Here is a 17,327-nt window from a genome sequence, read left to right as displayed (position 1 = left end):
ATGACCAATGACCAATTCCCTCAACATTCATCCGTTAAATCCCGATTCACTGCGCGTTGCCGAACTTCCTTCCGAACATAAGGGGGTAACGTGTTTTTTGACTCCAAGATACCTTCTACAATTAGGTCAGCGACCTTGCTTGAATCGCTCCAGCTTTTGATGGGGAAAAGTTCTATGATTCGCTTGACCTATCCGTCCTTTCGTTTGTTGCTTTATTTGGAGTGGCTGCTGCTGGCGACGGCAGCCTTGATGGAAGTGCTGCATCCGTTCCAGTCGCTCTGGTCGCCGCTGTTACGGGTTGGCGCGATCGCACTTTTCGGCGCGATCGGGTTGCGTTTGCCAACCGTTCGGTTAGGTAGAAAAGTTTTATTTACGGCCCTAGAATTTGGCTTGATTTTGCTGCCAATTGTCCAGGAAGGGTTATCGAGCCGATCGAGCTTTTTGCTTTTTCTCGTGCTGCTGATGCGTAGTTGTCTGATCTTCCGCCAGCCGGGGCAGGTGACAGTCTTGGGTTTAGCCCTGCTGTCCTATAGTTCGCTACTGTTATTAAAACCTATTTTACCTGAAAAAGTCATTGCAACTGTTTGGGAATGGCGATTTAGCAATGTGTTATTATTTGGCTTGACATTAGTGTTCGCTTTATTGTTAATTAATGCGTTGATTGCGGAACGCCAAAGCCGAGAGCAATTAGAAATCGCTCACGATAAATTAGCCATAACTCACGAACAACTCCGCCACTATGCGCTGCGAATTGAAGACCAGGCAACTTTGCAGGAACGCAATCGAATTGCCCGCGAAATCCATGACGGACTCGGACACACCCTCGCGGCTCAAACGATTCAGCTCAATAATGCCCTATTGTTCTGGAAATCGGAGGATGAGAAAGCGCTGGAGTTTCTGAAACAGGCGAAACAACTCGGATCGGAAGCTTTGTTAGAAATTCGCAAATCTGTTTCGGTGTTGCGATCGAATCCTTTGCAAGGATTGTCGCTCGAAAGTGCGATCGACAAACTTCTCCAAGACTTTCAGCGCATGACTGCGATCGAAGTTTCCAACTCGATTCGCTTACCAGTTCTGCTATCTCAGGAAATGAATACCACACTTTACAGAATTGTACAAGAATCGCTCACAAATATTCACAAACACGCTGATGCAACGATGGTGACAGTTGGGTTGCAGCAACACGCAGGACAGATTTATTTGTCGATTTCTGACAACGGCAAAGGCTTCGATCCCGCGCAAAATACCACGGGCTTTGGACTCCAAGGAATGCGAGAACGAGTGGCGGCGCTAAACGGTCAATTTGCTATTTATAGCGCGTTTGGAAACGGTTGCCGGATTTCGGTTTCTTTGCCCTCTCAAAACATATAGCAGAAGGAAGAACGAAGAAGGAAGAAGGAAGAGGTAATAATAGCTATAGACGCGGTTTCAACCGCATCTATACAAACTTTCGTCTGCCTGCGAGGACTGAAGAAACGAGCGTGCAGTGCGATTGTTTTCCCTACGCTAATTGATATGAGGATAGCTATATGATTCGGATTTTGCTAGTTGACGATCGGCATATTATTCGCCGGGGAATAAAGAGTATGCTGGAATGCTATTGTGATATGCAGGTAATTGGTGAAGCGGAAAACGGACAGGAAGCGATCGACCAAATCCCCATTCTAAACCCCGACATTGTGCTGATGGATATTCGGATGCCCGTGATGGATGGCGTAGCAGCAACCGGGGCGATGACACAATCTTATCCCGATACAAAAGTGCTGGTTTTAACCACATTTGATGACGATGAATATGTCAGCCAAGCAATGCGGCTGGGTGCAAAAGGCTACCTGCTCAAAGATACCGAACCCGACGAACTTGCGTTAGCGATTCGCGCTGTTTATAAAGGACACACGCAACTCGGCCCCGGATTGTTTGAAAAAGCCCTGATGACTCCTGCTGTAACTAATCCGACGGTTGTTTCTCCACCAGAATTAGATCAACTCACGCCCAGAGAATTAGAAGTGTTGCGTTTAATAGCTTCGGGCGCGAACAATCGAGAAATTGCTCAAACCTTATTTTTGTCGGAAAACACGGTAAAGAACTATGTAACGAATATTTTGAGTCGGTTAAATTTGCGCGATCGAACTCAAGCCGCGCTGTTGGCTCATTCACTCTTCAATTAAGGACTTATCGATGCCTGAAAGTGGCGATCCAAGCCTTGCTCAGAGACAGATTCAGCCACTTTCTTACCGCCCGATTTTTTACACCCACCCATCCGCGCCAGTAGCACACAAAATCATCAACTGTTCCCCTCTTGGCCGTAAGCCTGCCAAGCCAAATCCACCAGCCCGTTAACAATAGCCACAGCCACCACAGCAGAGCCCTTGCGGCCCTCAATCCGAATGTGAGGAATCATCGAATCGTGCAGCCGCGACTTCGCCACGTCAACCCCTACAAACCCAGAAGGAGTCCCAATTACCAAAGCCGGTCGAATTTCCTCAGATTCAATCAAATCCACGATCGCCGACAAAGCAGTTTGAGCCTGGCCCACCACAAAAATCCCTTCAGGATAGCGTCTTGCCAAAGTTTCAATCCCCCAAGCCGCCCGCGTCCTTTCCTTTTGAGGGCGTGTCAAAGCCTCCATCGAACAGTAAACCGGATTCGCAAAGGTACTTTGGATCAGAGGCGTAATGCCCACCTGCACCATCGGCACATCTACCACGATCGTAGTCCGAGCAGCCAAAGCCGCCGCCCCAGCCTGCAAAGCCTGATCGGAAAAACTAATTAAAGACTTGTACTCAAAATCAGCAGTCGCATAAATCACGCGGCGGACTATTTCGTACTCCGCCGCTGAAAAACCGTGGTCGCCAATTTCGTTATCGATTAATCCCAGACTCTGGGCATCGCTTACGTGCCATTCCATTTGTTGGATAGCTGTCGCCTCTGAGTTGTCAGGTATCAGCTTACCAGCTTTTAGTCATTCGTTGACTGTTGAGTAAAATCTGCCCAGTGCCAACTGACAACTGACAACTAAGTTTCCGACGACGAAGAAGATTTGCCCAACACCGGAGTCAGGAATGCCACCAAAACTCCGATCGCAAAACCCGCCACATTCCGAACCACAGGCAACCAGTCAGAAGTCCGAGTCACCACCGGCCCAAGTCCGAAAGCGAAAAACAGAATTCCCCACAGCGGCGAAAAAATCAGCGCCCACTGCCAAGCCACAACCTGTCCCGGCTTCCGAGGTTGAGCCGCAAAGCCGCAGATGACGCCGCCAACCACCGACGTAATTAATGTCAGAACCCACTGTTCCCTCGGCAAACCGGGAACCACGCGGCATCCGCCCTGACGCAAACAGCCTTCTATCGACTCCAAAGATTCAATAATCGCTCGATCTTCGCCATTGTCCCGCACAAAAAATTGATTACCGTAGCGGGTTTGCAGTTCCACCCAAAAAGTTCGCGGCAGCAGCGGATACAGCGAGTCGCCCACATTAAAATTGAGCAAATTGCCCCCTCGGGGGTCAGCAACTAGCAACACACTCTTGTCATCTAGCCCCCAATAACTTTTGACAGCCAAACCGGGCGTGCGATCGTACTGAGTCAGCACTCGCAGTTTCCAACCGGTTTCGGCTTCAAATGCCTTTAAATTTTTTGCCAAATTTTGTTCTTCAATATCCGTAAGGGCTTTAGCTAAGTCAATGATCGGCGTCTGAGTTGAAGGCAACAAATCGGGATTATTGAAAGCGTGGGCCGCCGGTGCGATCGCCCACACCGACAAAGCCAGACAAAATGCGACAACAGAGGCTAGAAATTTTCGCGGGAAAAGCTGTGACATAGGAACTTATAATCCGGGTCTTAATTGTGAATGCTAGCTGGTCGTCTTAACCAGAGGATAAGAGAAAACTCATATTTCTTTACAATTATTTACTTTACAGGAAGCCGAGACCAAGGGGAAGAGTTCGAGTAAGGAAAGTTTGGAATCCCTCTTCCCTCTTCCTTCTTCCTTCTTCCCTCTTCCCTCTTCCTTCAGACTACAATTGAGATTTTGCCCCAACCCCCTCACAAAGACCCCGATCGCGATCGCTCACATTAGGATTAGTTCTCAGATAATCTCCCACCCAGTCACAGCCCCTCACCAGCAAATCGTCAAGATCCAAATTCCACAAAATCACCCGATTATCCCGGCCCGCAGAAGCCAGAACCTTCCCATCCGGGCTAAAACTCACACTCATCACGCTATCCTTGTGACCCGTCAAAGTTTTCAGCAAAGTCCCGCTGCGACTCCACAACTTCACCTTATGGTCATAACTGCCCGAAGCAACCAACAAACCATCCGGGCTAAAACCCACGCTAGTCACGCTGTCGCTAGAACCCTTCAGCAGCGTCGCCACCAAAGTCCCGTCCACCTTCCACAGTTTCACGGAATTGTCGTAACCAGCCGAAGCCAGCATTTTGCCATCAGGGCTAAAAGCAACCCCCAACACAAAACTGTTGTGAGCTCCTTCAAAAGTTCTCAGCAAACGACCGTCTCGATTCCAGAGTTTGAGAGTACCATCATCGCTTGCAGAAGCCAGCATCGAGCCGTCGGGACTGAAAGTCACCCCAGTCACCCAGCCTGTGTGTCCCGTCAAAGTCTTAATCAGCCTGCCGTTTCTATTCCAGAGTTTCACAGTCTTATCCTTACTCGCCGAAGCCAGAATCTCGCTGTCGGGGCTAAAACTCACGCTCATCACGCTGTCGGCGTGGCCGTCGAGAGTGAACAGCACAGAAGGCGAACACGGGAATAGCGGAGCCGAAGGACAAGGGAGAATATTATTCATGCCATCTTCTGTCAAACTCCAGACTTTCACCGTTTTGTCGTAACTCCCAGAAGCAAGTAGCTGGCCGTCGGGGCTGAAACTGACGCTGGCGACTCTCTGAGTGTGTCCTTCCAAGGTTTCTAGCAAAACTCCCGTCCGACTCCAGAGTTTGATAGTTTTGTCCGTAGAAGCAGAAGCCAGCCTTTGGCCGTCGGGGCTGAAAGTAACGCCTTGCACCCGGTTTTGGTGTCCGTCGAGGGTTTTGAGCGGCACGTCATCGAGCCGCCACAGCCTGACAGTTTTGTCAAAACTTGCCGAAGCCAAGGTTTTGCCTTCCGGGCTAAAACTCACCTGAGTAACTCGATCGGCGTGTCCCTCAAAAGTTCTCAGTAAGCGACTCTCTGGTTTAATGTTGCTAGCATCGGTTGGGCGTTTGTCCCCAATACCAGCAAGACTCCAGAGTTTGACAGTCCCGTCTGCACTTCCCGAAGCAAGTGTTTGACCGTCGGGGGAGAAACTGACACCAAATACCCACTTGCTGTGTCCCCGCAAAGTTGTTAGCAGTTCACCTTTTTTTGCTGGTGTATAATTTTCTGTTGGTGGGTGTTTGAGTGCAGCGATGCTCCAGATTTTCACCGTTTTATCTTCACCCGCACTGGCTATCGTTTCACCATCGGGGGAGAAACTGACGGTGTAAATTTTCGAGGGTTGTCTGTTTTCGCTATGCCATAAATTAGCGATTAATCGGCCGTCAGAACTCCACAGTTTCACGGTACCGTCATCACTCGCCACAGCGACTATTTTGCCGTCGCGGCTGAAGCTTAGCCAATTTACGGGAGCAAATTGTTCGATCGTTCTCAGCAGCGTGCCGTCGGTTTTCCAAAGTTTGATAGTTTTATCTGTAGAGCCACTGGCGATCGTTTGACCGTCAGGGCTAAAAGCAACGCTGGTAACGCTGTTAGTATGCCCTTTGAAAGTTGCCAGCAAACTGCCGTCTGTTTGCCAAATTTTGACAGTTTTATCTAAACTTGCCGAGGCTAGGGTTTTGTTGTCGGGACTGAACGCCACACAGGAGACACTGTTAGTATGGCCTTTGAAAGTTGCCAACAAACTGCCGTCGCGCCGCCAAAGTTTGACGGTTTTATCTACACTAGAAGAAGCTATTGTTTCGCCGTCTGGACTGAAGCTAAGACCCCAAACTACATCGCCGTGTCCTTCCAAGCGGTTGCGTTCTTTGACTCCATAAACTGCCTGCTGGAGGGCAGCAGAAATCAAAATTTCGGTGTCTTTGAGAGTATACATTTGTTGGGAGTGTTCGATTTGTTTCCACTTTTTACCAGCTCTCAAACTTTCCATCATGGCGTCAAATTTGTTGTTTGAGAAATAAAGTGCTTCAGAAGCTGCTGTCAGGGTACTGATTTCGGCTCGCTGAGTTTGAGCGACAGCTAGCTGTTTTTGACCAACGGCCCGCCACCAAAAGTTGACGGCAGCGATGGTGGAACTGGTTAGCAGCATGACGCCGATCACTGCTACTCCCAGCAGTTGTTTGAGAAAAGTATTGGCTCGGTAGAGCTGTGCTTGACTCATTTTTTTGTCTGCTTCTGCTTTGTGCAGTCTGGCTTCTAAGCCGAATCTTTGGCGGATTGGTCGCACTAAATAGTCGTGTACCAATTGATAGCGGTCTTCGGGCGCTTCCCGTAGCAGAAATAGCAAACCATGACCAACTAAAATGTCTAAAATTAAGTCGAGGTTGTCGGTTTTATTTTGTCGGTTTTCAGAGTCTTTTGCGAACTGTCGGTGTAAGGGAATTCGGTTTCTGCCGATCGCCGATAATTCGGTTTCCCGGGCCTCGGCTGGCTGCGGACCTGTCACTAACGAGAGTTCGTGTTTGGTTTTTATCAGGCGAACGCCTCTTTCATCTGTCAGGGAAAACAAGATTTTCCACGCTGCATCTTCGTTAACCAGACCGCAGTCAGAGATGACTCCTTCGAGCGATCTTTTCACTAATTCCGCTTTGGGATTGTCCCCCAATTGCTGGTATTGTGCTAAACTGGTAATGCCTTCTTCTTGCAGTTGCGCTCCTACTACCTGCAATTCGATTGGTCGCACTTCTTGCAGTTCGTCTGCTAAATCTTCTACGAAGGCATCGATCAGTGCCGGCTCTAAATAAAATTCCGCCCGCTCTGTTAAGTGTCCAATGACAGCCCGCGCGTCTTTGATAGAAAAACTCCGCAGTTGGTAGCGGATACTTTTGTCGAGAATATTATTGTTAATAGCGTCAAGATTTGGGAAGCGATCGCAATCTAGTAAGTAGTGCAAATAATCTTCGCGCAAGCACAGAATTATCTTGACATAAGGCAAATTCAAGAACAACCGCAAAAAATTATAAAAAAGTTGTCTTTGTGCCACTGAAGTCGAAACAAAGAAAAACTCTTCAAATTGATCGAAAATCAGCACAGTCAATAAATTATTTCTGGCATTTTCGCGCAACTGCTCTATAATAAAAGAAGAGACTTCCGAGCTGCGAGCAGGAATAACCGAGCAACTTTTTTGGTGGATTTCCTGTAGTCCTTTCGAGATTAATTTACTTTCCTCTTCGGCTTGTTTGTCGTACAGTGCGCTGTTCAAAGCATTTTCTAACTCCACCAGCCAGTCGGTGTAAACTTTGACTACTACGGGCAATGTATCCCGTGCGCCCGGAGTAATATTTTTCAAAGCTGGTACTAAGCCGGCATTGACTAGAGAACTTTTCCCGACTCCGCTGGGCCCATGAATAATAGTTAATTTATGGTCGTCCCTGCTAATTCTTTCTAGCAAGCTATTGATATCTGTTTGTCGCGAGTAAGCTGTCATTTCGGCTGCGATGGCAGCTTGGTTTTGAGCTGAGGGACCTGAAGGATTGACCGCTTGGCGCTGCTGCTGCAATTGGCTGGCTCCGATAAAAGCTCTAAATCCGTATTGATATTCGATCGAACGCTGGGTTTTTTTAATCCGAAACGCTTTCAGATACTCTCCCTGCTCGAAATAAACCGCTTGCAGTTCTGTCAAAATATCGATGTAAAGTCGGGGGTCGTACTTCGGCTCGCTTTGAGATTGAGCTAACTCCAAAGAATGAACCGCCGCTTCCCACTGCCCTAGCTGTCGCAAACTTCTGGCTAAAAGTAAAAGATACGAACTCCTGTCGGATTTAGGATGTTGGATTTTAGATTTGGGTTCATTACTTAACTCGTTAGGACCCACAAATTCTGGATAATTTCCCTCAAACCCCAATCTCAAATCTTCAATCAGCAATCTCAAATCATTAGGCGTTTGATCCAAAATCGCCAAAGCCAACTCGGCTAGCTGGCGGGCTTGACTCCACCTCGACTGTTGCAGGGCAACTTCAGCCAAAAAGCCGTAATCTTGAGCTAGTTGACTGGGAGTACCGTAAGTGAAGTGCAACTGCAAAGAATTTTCAGCTAATGCTTGCAACTCTCCCCAAGCTTTCAGGCGCTGCAGCACTTCTCCGAGGTGTGCTGTCACCTCAGCTACCAATTCGGGGCGTGAGGCAAGGGAGAAAGCGTTTCTAGATTGTTCCAGGCTAATCCAAGCTTGTTCCCAGTGCTGGCGGTTAGCTACCGGATTTCTGGCTGCTTGCAAGCGGTGACACAGGGCTATGTGAAATAGCACTATCCCTTCTCTCTCTAAAAATAGGATGTTGGGGACAGGATTGGACAATGAGCAGGAGAGGGTTTCTGGGTTTTCGGAATTTTCCCAGTTTGCGAGTTCCCAATTGCCAGTTTGATGCTGCCAAAATACTAAGCTTTCTTGGTAGTGAATTAAGGCAGTTTCGGTTTGGTCGCTGACATAGTAATCTCGACCGAGAACGAATTGCAGGCTGGCTTTGAGGGCGGGTTCTAATTCTTCACCGCGATTTTGTAAATCTCTTAAAGCTAATTCTAGTTCTCGGCGTGGCAAAGAGCCGATCGCCAAATCGAAGGTATTGCCCGGGCTCAATGGCGAATACGAGTGGACATTTGATTGTCGTCGGTTTTGGGGCGCTGAGTTAAAAGTTAGAAAGCGTTCTCCAGAGCTGATTTCGCGCTCCAGACCGCGTTTTTCGCACGGGGTTTCGCAGGTCTCACAATTAGCTATGCTGCTGACGTTGCTGCTGGCGAGTTCTTGATTGAGTTCGCCTATTTTAAATATAGTATCGGCCCGCTTAGCGAGGAAATTAATTAATTCGTCAACGCTCATTTCAAATTTAATTGTGGCGGCGGCCCAACTTTTGAAATCCGGGGCCAGACGAATCATTTTGGTCACGATGTCATCTGTTACCCACAAAATCACTGGGCAGGAAAAATTTTTGCGAAATTCGTCTCGCACTTGATTGGTAGAAGCCATCAGTTCGTCGATCGCTACTACTGTTTCTAAACCGAATACCATCAAAGCCGAGGCGGCACCGACAGGCGAGTACCCCTCCTGGAAAGTGCTTGCCTGCAGAGTAGTGTAAAGGGTTTTGACTGAAGCTGGCAGGAGGAGATCTTGAATTGGAACTGGGGACACTTCTCGCAGCCGCTCCGCTATTTGCTGCCGCAACTGCTCGTAGTTGCAGCGCACCAAAATTAGCGAGAATTGGTGTTGAGACATTGTGATTGACCTGACCAGAGTTTTGAGCGAGCGCTCGTTGTAGTTGGCAGTTTCTTGTACCTTAATTAGATCGGTCATGCGTGCACCTCTTTTGCATTCATCAATTACCTAACGCTCGCCAATCGTGACTGAAAGCGTATCTACTTAGACATAGCCGTCTCTGTCTGACGCTTTATCTCTGTATAAATACGTAGTTTTCCGTACTTGTATTATCAATACTTACATAGTTATTAGAGCCAATGTAAAGATATCATACCTCTCAATCTCAGAGAATGCTAGACTTCCCAATAAAAATTTAAGGTCATCCTTAGATTTTTTGATTCAGCTACATATAAAGGACTACAGATCGTAAATAGGGAACTGCTAAGTTCACGATCGTACCGACTGCTAGCTATTAGTAAACAACTTCGATATATCTGTAGCAGGCATTTAAAACAACCGCAAAAAAAATGTTGTTCGGGCTCAAATTATGTGAAATTAAGAGCAACAGATAAAAACAGAAATAGGGGGTCTGACATTGCAGATATGAGAGTTGAGAGTGGGCAAAGTCCTTAGTGGTGGCAAAGTTTTACACGACAATAACATTCACCGCCTATAGCCAGCATTCAACAGAAATCAGCCAGTGGCAAAAACCGCTGACTGATTTCTGTATTGGATGGTAAGATTTCGGAGTTGTGAGCGATGAATTTTCAGTTAAATACTTTCTAATTCCCTCGTGGTTAAGGGTTCTTAGAGTCACGAAGCTATCTCACAAATCCCAACTATTTTGCTTCACAGCGCTGCAGCCACTCCTTATATTTTCTGGTTTCTGCTAGAGCTGGATTAATCCCAAACCAACGACCTTCTTGATCGCGGTATTCAAAGACAAACATACTTCGCAACAAGATTTGAGACTCTTCTTCGCCTGTTACACTTTGTCGCTTGACTACTTGAAACAGCAATTCCCATTCCAGGTCATTGATGGCTCCCAAAAGGTCATCGCGATATTCTTGAATGACGCTTTCGAGGCATTCGCGAGAGAAGGGAGGGTCTTCGTGCTGTAAACAGCTATACAAAAGCATTAGTAGATTGCGAACGTGACCGCCGCTAATCCGACAAAGCCGATCTAAAGTTTCGGGAGAGTCAAACACCTGGGAAATCAAATCGATGCGTTGATGGGGAGCAACTGCGGGGAAAGCTCTAGCTAATACTAGCTGCCGCAGCAGTGCCATTCCTTCAATGTGGTCGTCGCCCGATCGCATTTGCACCGGTACCATCGGCATCACCTTGGGTTTGACTCCAAATCGACTGGCAAGGCGGCCGAAGTCGTTGGAAAAAATCAAAGTCAGGGGAATCGTGTAGACGACGTGGCAATTGAGTTTTTTCAACTGTTCGCCGCGGTCTAAAAACAGGTATTCTGGCTGGGTGCGTCCGCTGGGTTTGAGGGATGCGTCGAGGCGATCGAGGTTGTCAACGATAACTGCGAGTCCTTTTTTGCCTTGCTGCTTAAGTTCAGCGTTAGCTTTGTTGAGGAGTTCTTCGTTGATCGACTGCAAAATGCTGTTGGTGCGGGGTTCGAGATATTGCCTAAGTTGCGATCGCAATTTGGGAGAGTCTTTAGTTTTAGCAGTAACTCTCGCAATGCCTACAGATAACTCGGCTTCCGCTGACAAATCTATGGGAGTCTGCAAAAATTCTGCTACTTCTGCAAACAGATTTGTAAAATAGCTCGGTCTGAGTTTGATTTTAGCCGATTCCATAGTTTCGCTGACTTGGCGCGCAATGCTCAGCAAAATATCGCTGATGTCTACATCACCCATGTCTAAGTCTTGGGAAGACTCGAAGTAGACGACGCAAAAACCCTCTTGCTCTAACTCAGCTTTCAGCCGAAACAATTCCGTAGATTTGCCACACCCGATATGTCCTGTAAATAGCTGACAGGTTGGCTCGTTGGGGGAGATGCGGGTAATCGTTCGCTGTAAAGATTCAATGATTTTCCCGCCGCGCACGGAACCAAAATCAATGTAGTATTGATAATCTCCTGGGTCTCCCGCAACAAGAGTCTTGCTCGGGTTGCAGGCTTTATAGAATCTGTCTAATTCGAGTGCGATCACAATTGAAGCCGAATAAAAGTTAAAAAAGTTAATCGAAAGTCTAAACTTTCTTTAGTTGAGTTTAGTTTGATTTATAACCTTTTGCCCTGTGGGGTAATGCCCTAAATACCCAAACAACCTTGATCTGGCAAGGGGTTTTCCCGGCGCGGGAATTGCGAATTTTTAATTAATAATTTTTTATTACTTAGTGGGATCAGTGATATTACTGATATTGGCAGGAGGCTGGGTAAATTTGCGGGGATCTGGTTAAATGGTAGGGGAAAACAGGGCTCAAGAGACAAAGATTAAACAGTTTTGAATTTGTGCTAATCCTTAATTACTATATTGTCAAGACGTAGATGGCTAGTTTTGGAGCGGTTTCTCAAACAGAGTTAGGGCGCAGGCGCCAAAAGTTGCGGCAGCAGAGGCGCGCTCGATTGGCGGCTGTTGTGTGGCAAATGCTGGCAGCGAGCGCAATGGCTGGAGGTTTGCTGTGGTGGATTGCTCAGCCGGCTTGGTTAATTGCCCGATCGGAACAAGTGAAGGTGGAGGGCAATCAGTGGCTATCCGATAAGGCGGTGCGGTCTTTGGTGCCGCTGTCTTACCCGCAGTCGCTGTGGGGGATTCAACCGCAGGCCCTGGCCGAAAAGTTGGAGTCAACGGGGCCCATTGCCAAAGCGAAGGTGACTCGCAACTTGTTTCCCCCTAGTTTGACTGTAGAAGTGGCAGAACGCCTGCCGGTGGCGGTGGCGCAGCCGACAGCGGTGTTGAGATCCAACAGCGACAAGGAAAAAGTGGGGTGGCTGGACGCTCGCGGAGGTTGGATGCCGTCGGATAGTTATACTGCTGTACGATCGCAGAATAGTTCGATCGGGCCCGGCAGCATTCCGGGAACGCAGCCTCAGCGTTCTTTGCCCACTTTAAAAGTCATCGGGCCTTTGGAACAGTATCGCGCCTATTGGCCGAAGTTTTACCAAGGACTCAGCGGCTTGACGGTGAAAGTGTTTGAGATTAATTGGCAAAACCCGAACAACTTGATCTTGAAAACAGAGATCGGTACCGTACACTTAGGGCCGTACAGTTCCAGGACTGCGGAGCAACTTAAGGTTTTAGACCGAATGCGACAATTGCCAAAACAGATAGATTCAAGCAAAATAGCCTACATTGACTTGAAAAATCCTGCTTCGCCGATCGTCCATTTGCCAGAACTCCCCCCCAGTTTGGAGAGTTCAACTCCCGCACCCACTCGCGCCCAGAATTGATTCTCTGTCAACAGAACGTAGAAGGTATCGATCGGACGGCAGAATTTTTAGCCATCAGGATCAATACCCAGCGCTGGAAATAAGGACTGTTTTTTAATATCGAGTCCGGAAAAAAAATCTGATTTTTCTTTCCATCCCGATGCCTCTGAGGCTAGTATCCTTTTTTTTCCTTCTGCCTTGCTTACAACTGCCTTAATCCGGTCAAGTACCTGGATGGCGTCAAGCGAGGTCTGGGCTAGCGAGGTCGGCAAAATCCGAGATTGCTAACATTAAGCATCGACCAGTGTTAGTTTTTCGCGCAACTTAGCCTATAGTTGATTGTGAATTGGCGTTTAGTTAAAAAGCTGTAATCTACTATCCCCGACTCTAATGAAGCTTAATAATAGACAGGGGTCTGACCAAGACAGTCCCCCTTCGGAAGAAGTAAAAAATTTTCCGGTGGCTGCAGATTCCGCCAATCCCTTTAGACGCAAGTCTGGTTATGTAAATGTAGATAGTATTGATATCGATCCTATGGTCAATCCCAAAGACATAATGCCCAGCAGTGCTGCCAAAATCAAAGTAATTGGCGTCGGCGGCGGTGGGGGCAACGCCGTTAACCGGATGATTGCCAGCGAGGTTTCTGGTGTCGAGTTTTGGTGCGTGAATACAGATTCCCAAGCTCTGGTTCTCTCAAATGCTCCGAAACGCTTGCAAGTCGGACAGAAATTGACGCGCGGTTTGGGCGCGGGGGGCAATCCGGCGATCGGTCAAAAGGCTGCGGAGGAATCTCGCGACGAGGTTGCTAATGCTCTGAATCATGCGGATTTGGTATTTATCACAGCCGGCATGGGCGGCGGTACGGGCACAGGCGCGGCTCCGATCGTGGCTGAGGTCGCTAAGGAAATGGGCGCATTGACTGTGGGCATAGTGACGCGGCCTTTTACGTTTGAGGGACGGCGGCGCACCAGCCAAGCTGAAGAAGGGATTGCGGCTTTGCAAACCCGGGTGGATACGCTGATCGTAATTCCTAACGACAAGCTGCTGTCTGTGATTTCGGAACAAATGCCGGTGCAAGAGGCTTTTCGAGTTGCTGACGATATCCTGCGCCAAGGGGTTCAGGGTATTTCTGACATTATTACTATTCCCGGTTTGGTGAATGTTGACTTTGCTGACGTGCGGGCAGTAATGGCTGATGCCGGTTCGGCTTTGATGGGCATCGGCGTGGGTTCTGGGAAGTCGCGGGCTAGAGAGGCTGCGATGCAGGCTATTTCTTCGCCTCTGCTGGAAGCTTCGTCTATTGAGGGCGCTAGAGGTGTGGTGTTTAACATCACTGGCGGTACTGACATGACGCTGCACGAGGTGAATGCGGCGGCTGAGACGATTTACGAGGTTGTCGATCCGAATGCCAATATTATTTTTGGAGCGGTGATTGACGAGCGGCTTCAGGGCGAAATTAAGATTACTGTGATCGCTACTGGTTTTTCGGGGGAAGTTCCGTCGCCTCCGCCTACGGGGCGGACGCAAAATGTTAATGCTCCTTGGCGGGCTGCAACTGTGCCGGTGACTCCTGCTCAACAGACGCCCGATCCGAAAACGAAACCGCCGCAGGATTTGGGATTGGATATTCCTGAGTTTTTGCGTAACCGTCGCCCACCAAAATGATTTTAGATTTTAGATTTTAGATTTTGGATTGGGGATTGTGGATGGCGGATTAATCTCAAATCTCCAATCTGAAAAATCTAAAATCTCTTGAGATTTGGGATTTGGGATTTTAGATAAATCTAAAATCTAAAAAATCTAAAAAATCTAAAAAATTTAAAATCTAAAATCTAAAATCTCTAGGGTTTGGCCTGGTTCGGGTTCGAGAAGTTGGGTGGAAAGTCCCGATTTTGCTAGCAAATCCCGAAATTCGGGGATGCTGCCGACCGATCGCACTAACATTGGTAAAATGCCTGTGGCTCGGATGTCTCCCGCCGCTGTAGGCAGGAAAAACCGAGGTTTGAGTGTTTGGGCGAGGCTGAGGGCTTCCGAAGGGCCGATGATGACTTGTCCGAGGAATGGGAAGATTTGACCGATGACTGGGGCGATGGCTACGTCTACTGTGTCTATTTTCTGTTTGACTTTTTCTAATGGTGGCCGGTGCGGTTCGTAATAAAGTGTCTCGCCGCTGCTTAAATCTTTGAGCAAATAGCCGTTTTCTTCTTGTCCCGGCCCGATTTCGGCTCCGGGTACGGCAGTAATTTGTAACTTTTCTTTAAAATTTAACTCTTGCCAATTTGCTAAAGATGTGATAGTGGTGTAGCCTAAACTGCTGAGGACTTTGGCGGCGGTGGGTGAGGTGATCGCGGGAATTGTGCGATCGAGCTGTTCGAGTGTTTGTTTGTGACAGTGGTCGTCTAATCCTTGGGAAATCAGGATGAGGTCGATCGGCGGTAAGGTGCTGGGAGTGAAGGCGACGGGGGTGTTGTGGTAGGCGGTGAACAGCCAGGGTTGACCGTAAAATACCAGGGGATCGACCAGCCAGGGATCGACGAGGATGGTTTGCCCTGCGATGTGGAATATCCAAGAGTTGAGGTCGATTCGGGTGAGTTTCACAGTTGTTTGCAATAATTCTTTACATTGGTTTTAATCATAGCTAATTTTGTTTGGGAAGTTTTAACCGCAGATGAGGGCGGATGAGCGCTGATGAACGCGGATAAGATGGGAAGTTTTAACCGCAGATGAGGGCGGATGAGCGCTGATGAACGCGGATAAGATGGGATTTATCTGCGTTTGTTTGCGTTTATCTGCGGTTGCAAAAAAGATGATTAAATCGAAAATTCCTGTGGCTTTGACTGTGGCTGGTTCCGATAGTGGCGGGGGGGCCGGGATTCAGGCGGATTTGCGGACTTTTGCGTTTCACTGCGTGCACGGTACGAGTGCTTTGACTTGTGTGACGGCTCAAAATACTTTGGGGGTGACGCGAGTTGATGCTTTGTCTGCGGAGGCTGTGGTGGCTCAAATTGAGGCGGTGGTTGGGGATATTGGGGTGGATGCTGTGAAGACTGGGATGCTGCTGAATCGGGAAATTATGGCGGCGGTGGCTTCGCAGGTAGAAGCTTTGGGAATAGGGAATTTGGTTGTCGATCCGGTGATGGTTTCACGATCGGGCGATCGATTGATTGACGAGGGGGCGATCGCATTTTTGCGGGATATTTTGATTCCTTTGGCTGCTGTCGTGACTCCGAATCGGTTTGAGGCTCAGATTTTGAGCGGTTTAGAGATTGTTTCTCTAGACGATATGCGATCGGCTGCGGAGAAAATTCACAGTTTAGGGGCGAAGGCGGTTTTGGTGAAGGGTGGCGGGATGAAAGGAGATTTGCGGGGAATTGATGTTTGGTTTGACGGTACGCGGTTGGATGTGTTGAAGACTGAAAATGTTGATACTGGGAATACTCACGGGACTGGTTGTACTTTGAGTGCTGCGATCGCCGCTAATTTGGCTTTGGGGAAAGATTTGTTTACAGCCGTGACATTGGCTAAGGATTATGTGACTACTGCTCTCAAATATGCTTTGGATATTGGGGAAGGTCAGGGGCCAGTAGGTCATTTTTTCCCGCTTTTACTGAAGTAAATTGTGAACTCATCCCTTCTCTTCCCTTCTTCTTTCGCGTCCTTTGCGTCTTCGCGGTTCGTTTAATTTCTTAATTTTTCAGGCGATAAAGCGATCGCCACCAAGTCTTCGATTTTCTTAATATTCGGATCGCCGGCCAAATAACCAATCCCTCGGTGCAAGTGCAGGCGAAATTGTTTGGCTAGAGTTTCTTTTTCTGTGCCTAAATTGTCTTGGTGACACCGCTGCTTGAGGGCCATTATCAAGATATCGGCCATGTCGCCGCCGAAGACATCCCAGCTTAATTCGACGTTGCTGTCGCTGGGAACTGGTACTGGCGAGGGGATGCTGGGTTCGGCGAGTGATCGGCAAAATCCCCACCGACAGAGGATGTTCCACTGGTCAATTTTGGTCGATCGTTTCAGTTTTGATAGTTGGTCTTTGCCTGTTTGGGATAGGCGGATGCGATCGACTGGTGGTTCCATAGGTTGATAATTTTGTTACCGCAGATGAGGGCAGATGAACACGGATTAACGCAGATAATAGCATGAGATTGTATCTGCTGCTTAGAAGTTATTGACTATTCGTTGAATTTCTACTTTAGGGTTGCCAAAATTGATGAGCAAGCAGACGGTTAGTTTTGTAGCTTTTATGACATTGAGACACTGTGCCATTTCTCTTTCACCCAGTGATTTAATAGCTTTGAGTTCTACAAGCACGGATCTTTCCACCAACACATCTGGGATGAATTTGCCAACGATGATATCTTCATAATGGACATAAATGACAAACTGAGGTTCAACCAGCATCCCTGTTTTGCGAAGTTCATAAACCAAAGAATTCTGATAAACTTGCTCCAAAAATCCACAACCTAAAGTATTTCCTACCTTAAAAGCACAACCAATAATTTTTTCCGTAATCCCATTCAATTCCAATCTGCGTTCATCCGTGTTCATCTGCCCTCATCTGCGGTTAAAAAAATCCCACATCCCAAACTATACCAA

At 47.9% G+C, this 17,327-nt stretch carries 13 protein-coding genes; 5 read left to right on the top strand and 8 right to left on the bottom strand.

Annotated features, from left to right (window positions below):
- The first annotated feature begins 174 nt into the window (after positions 1-174).
- Positions 175-1,371 (top strand): sensor histidine kinase, encoded by a 1,197-nt coding sequence (locus QUA27_RS05045; protein ID WP_333066749.1) that lies wholly within the window; start codon positions 175-177, stop codon positions 1,369-1,371.
- A gap of 158 nt (positions 1,372-1,529) precedes the next feature.
- Positions 1,530-2,168 carry a response regulator gene (locus QUA27_RS05040; RefSeq protein WP_333066747.1) on the top strand — a complete coding sequence of 213 codons (639 nt, stop codon included), beginning with the start codon at positions 1,530-1,532 and terminating at the stop codon, positions 2,166-2,168.
- A gap of 116 nt (positions 2,169-2,284) precedes the next feature.
- On the opposite strand, the gene QUA27_RS05035 is transcribed toward QUA27_RS05040, so the two are convergent.
- The 4 genes from QUA27_RS05035 to QUA27_RS05020 form a co-directional block, all read right to left on the bottom strand.
- Positions 2,285-2,908, bottom strand: a complete 624-nt coding sequence (locus QUA27_RS05035; RefSeq protein WP_015179019.1) for a precorrin-8X methylmutase — start codon at positions 2,906-2,908, stop codon at positions 2,285-2,287.
- Between the two features lie 107 nt (positions 2,909-3,015).
- Positions 3,016-3,822 (bottom strand): TPM domain-containing protein, encoded by an 807-nt coding sequence (locus QUA27_RS05030; RefSeq protein WP_333066746.1) that lies wholly within the window; start codon positions 3,820-3,822, stop codon positions 3,016-3,018.
- Positions 3,823-4,018: 196 nt separating this feature from the next.
- Entirely contained in the window at positions 4,019-9,493 is a 5,475-nt protein-coding gene (locus tag QUA27_RS05025; protein WP_333066745.1) for a WD40 domain-containing protein, read from the bottom strand.
- A 683-nt stretch (positions 9,494-10,176) separates the two neighbouring features.
- The gene (locus tag QUA27_RS05020; RefSeq protein WP_333066744.1) at positions 10,177-11,508 is read right to left on the bottom strand and encodes a P-loop NTPase fold protein; all 1,332 of its coding nucleotides are present in this window, start codon (positions 11,506-11,508) and stop codon (positions 10,177-10,179) included.
- Between the two features lie 338 nt (positions 11,509-11,846).
- Between QUA27_RS05020 and QUA27_RS05015 the strand changes: the two genes are divergently transcribed.
- Positions 11,847-12,749, top strand: a complete 903-nt coding sequence (locus tag QUA27_RS05015; protein ID WP_333066742.1) for a cell division protein FtsQ/DivIB — start codon at positions 11,847-11,849, stop codon at positions 12,747-12,749.
- A gap of 47 nt (positions 12,750-12,796) precedes the next feature.
- Here the strand turns inward: QUA27_RS05015 and QUA27_RS05010 are convergent, their stop codons facing one another.
- Positions 12,797-13,000 carry a hypothetical protein gene (locus tag QUA27_RS05010; protein ID WP_333066741.1) on the bottom strand — a complete coding sequence of 68 codons (204 nt, stop codon included), beginning with the start codon at positions 12,998-13,000 and terminating at the stop codon, positions 12,797-12,799.
- A 118-nt stretch (positions 13,001-13,118) separates the two neighbouring features.
- Between QUA27_RS05010 and ftsZ the strand changes: the two genes are divergently transcribed.
- Positions 13,119-14,393 carry a cell division protein FtsZ gene (gene ftsZ, locus QUA27_RS05005; RefSeq protein ID WP_333066740.1) on the top strand — a complete coding sequence of 425 codons (1,275 nt, stop codon included), beginning with the start codon at positions 13,119-13,121 and terminating at the stop codon, positions 14,391-14,393.
- 153 nt (positions 14,394-14,546) lie between these two features.
- Here the strand turns inward: ftsZ and QUA27_RS05000 are convergent, their stop codons facing one another.
- Positions 14,547-15,326, bottom strand: a complete 780-nt coding sequence (locus tag QUA27_RS05000) for an MBL fold metallo-hydrolase (protein WP_333066739.1) — start codon at positions 15,324-15,326, stop codon at positions 14,547-14,549.
- Between the two features lie 208 nt (positions 15,327-15,534).
- Between QUA27_RS05000 and thiD the strand changes: the two genes are divergently transcribed.
- Positions 15,535-16,344 carry a bifunctional hydroxymethylpyrimidine kinase/phosphomethylpyrimidine kinase gene (thiD, locus tag QUA27_RS04995; protein ID WP_333066738.1) on the top strand — a complete coding sequence of 270 codons (810 nt, stop codon included), beginning with the start codon at positions 15,535-15,537 and terminating at the stop codon, positions 16,342-16,344.
- A 62-nt stretch (positions 16,345-16,406) separates the two neighbouring features.
- On the opposite strand, the gene dndE is transcribed toward thiD, so the two are convergent.
- Entirely contained in the window at positions 16,407-16,808 is a 402-nt protein-coding gene (dndE, locus tag QUA27_RS04990) for a DNA sulfur modification protein DndE (RefSeq protein ID WP_333066737.1), read from the bottom strand.
- Positions 16,809-16,889: 81 nt separating this feature from the next.
- Positions 16,890-17,279, bottom strand: coding sequence for a GxxExxY protein (locus QUA27_RS04985; RefSeq protein ID WP_333066736.1), 390 nt, complete (start codon positions 17,277-17,279; stop codon positions 16,890-16,892).
- Between the last annotated feature and the right edge of the window lie 48 nt (positions 17,280-17,327).

Source organism: Microcoleus harperi Pol14_C6 (assembly GCF_036701295.1).
GTDB lineage: Bacteria > Cyanobacteriota > Cyanobacteriia > Cyanobacteriales > Microcoleaceae > Microcoleus.
The sequence above is the reverse complement of the archived record's forward strand: the minus strand, read 5'-3'. Positions and strand labels throughout refer to the sequence as shown.

Bases quoted from the DNA above. Each gene is read 5' to 3' on its own strand.
- QUA27_RS05025 (WP_333066745.1), bottom strand. From the start codon at position 9,493: ATGACCGATCTAATTAAGGTACAAGAAACTGCCAACTACAACGAGCGC.
- QUA27_RS05030 (WP_333066746.1), bottom strand. From the start codon at position 3,822: ATGTCACAGCTTTTCCCGCGAAAATTTCTAGCCTCTGTTGTCGCATTT.
- QUA27_RS04985 (WP_333066736.1), bottom strand. From the start codon at position 17,279: ATGAACACGGATGAACGCAGATTGGAATTGAATGGGATTACGGAAAAA.
- QUA27_RS05015 (WP_333066742.1), top strand. From the start codon at position 11,847: ATGGCTAGTTTTGGAGCGGTTTCTCAAACAGAGTTAGGGCGCAGGCGC.
- QUA27_RS05045 (WP_333066749.1), top strand. From the start codon at position 175: ATGATTCGCTTGACCTATCCGTCCTTTCGTTTGTTGCTTTATTTGGAG.
- QUA27_RS05035 (WP_015179019.1), bottom strand. From the start codon at position 2,908: ATGGAATGGCACGTAAGCGATGCCCAGAGTCTGGGATTAATCGATAAC.
- QUA27_RS05040 (WP_333066747.1), top strand. From the start codon at position 1,530: ATGATTCGGATTTTGCTAGTTGACGATCGGCATATTATTCGCCGGGGA.
- dndE (WP_333066737.1), bottom strand. From the start codon at position 16,808: ATGGAACCACCAGTCGATCGCATCCGCCTATCCCAAACAGGCAAAGAC.
- thiD (WP_333066738.1), top strand. From the start codon at position 15,535: ATGATTAAATCGAAAATTCCTGTGGCTTTGACTGTGGCTGGTTCCGAT.
- ftsZ (WP_333066740.1), top strand. From the start codon at position 13,119: ATGAAGCTTAATAATAGACAGGGGTCTGACCAAGACAGTCCCCCTTCG.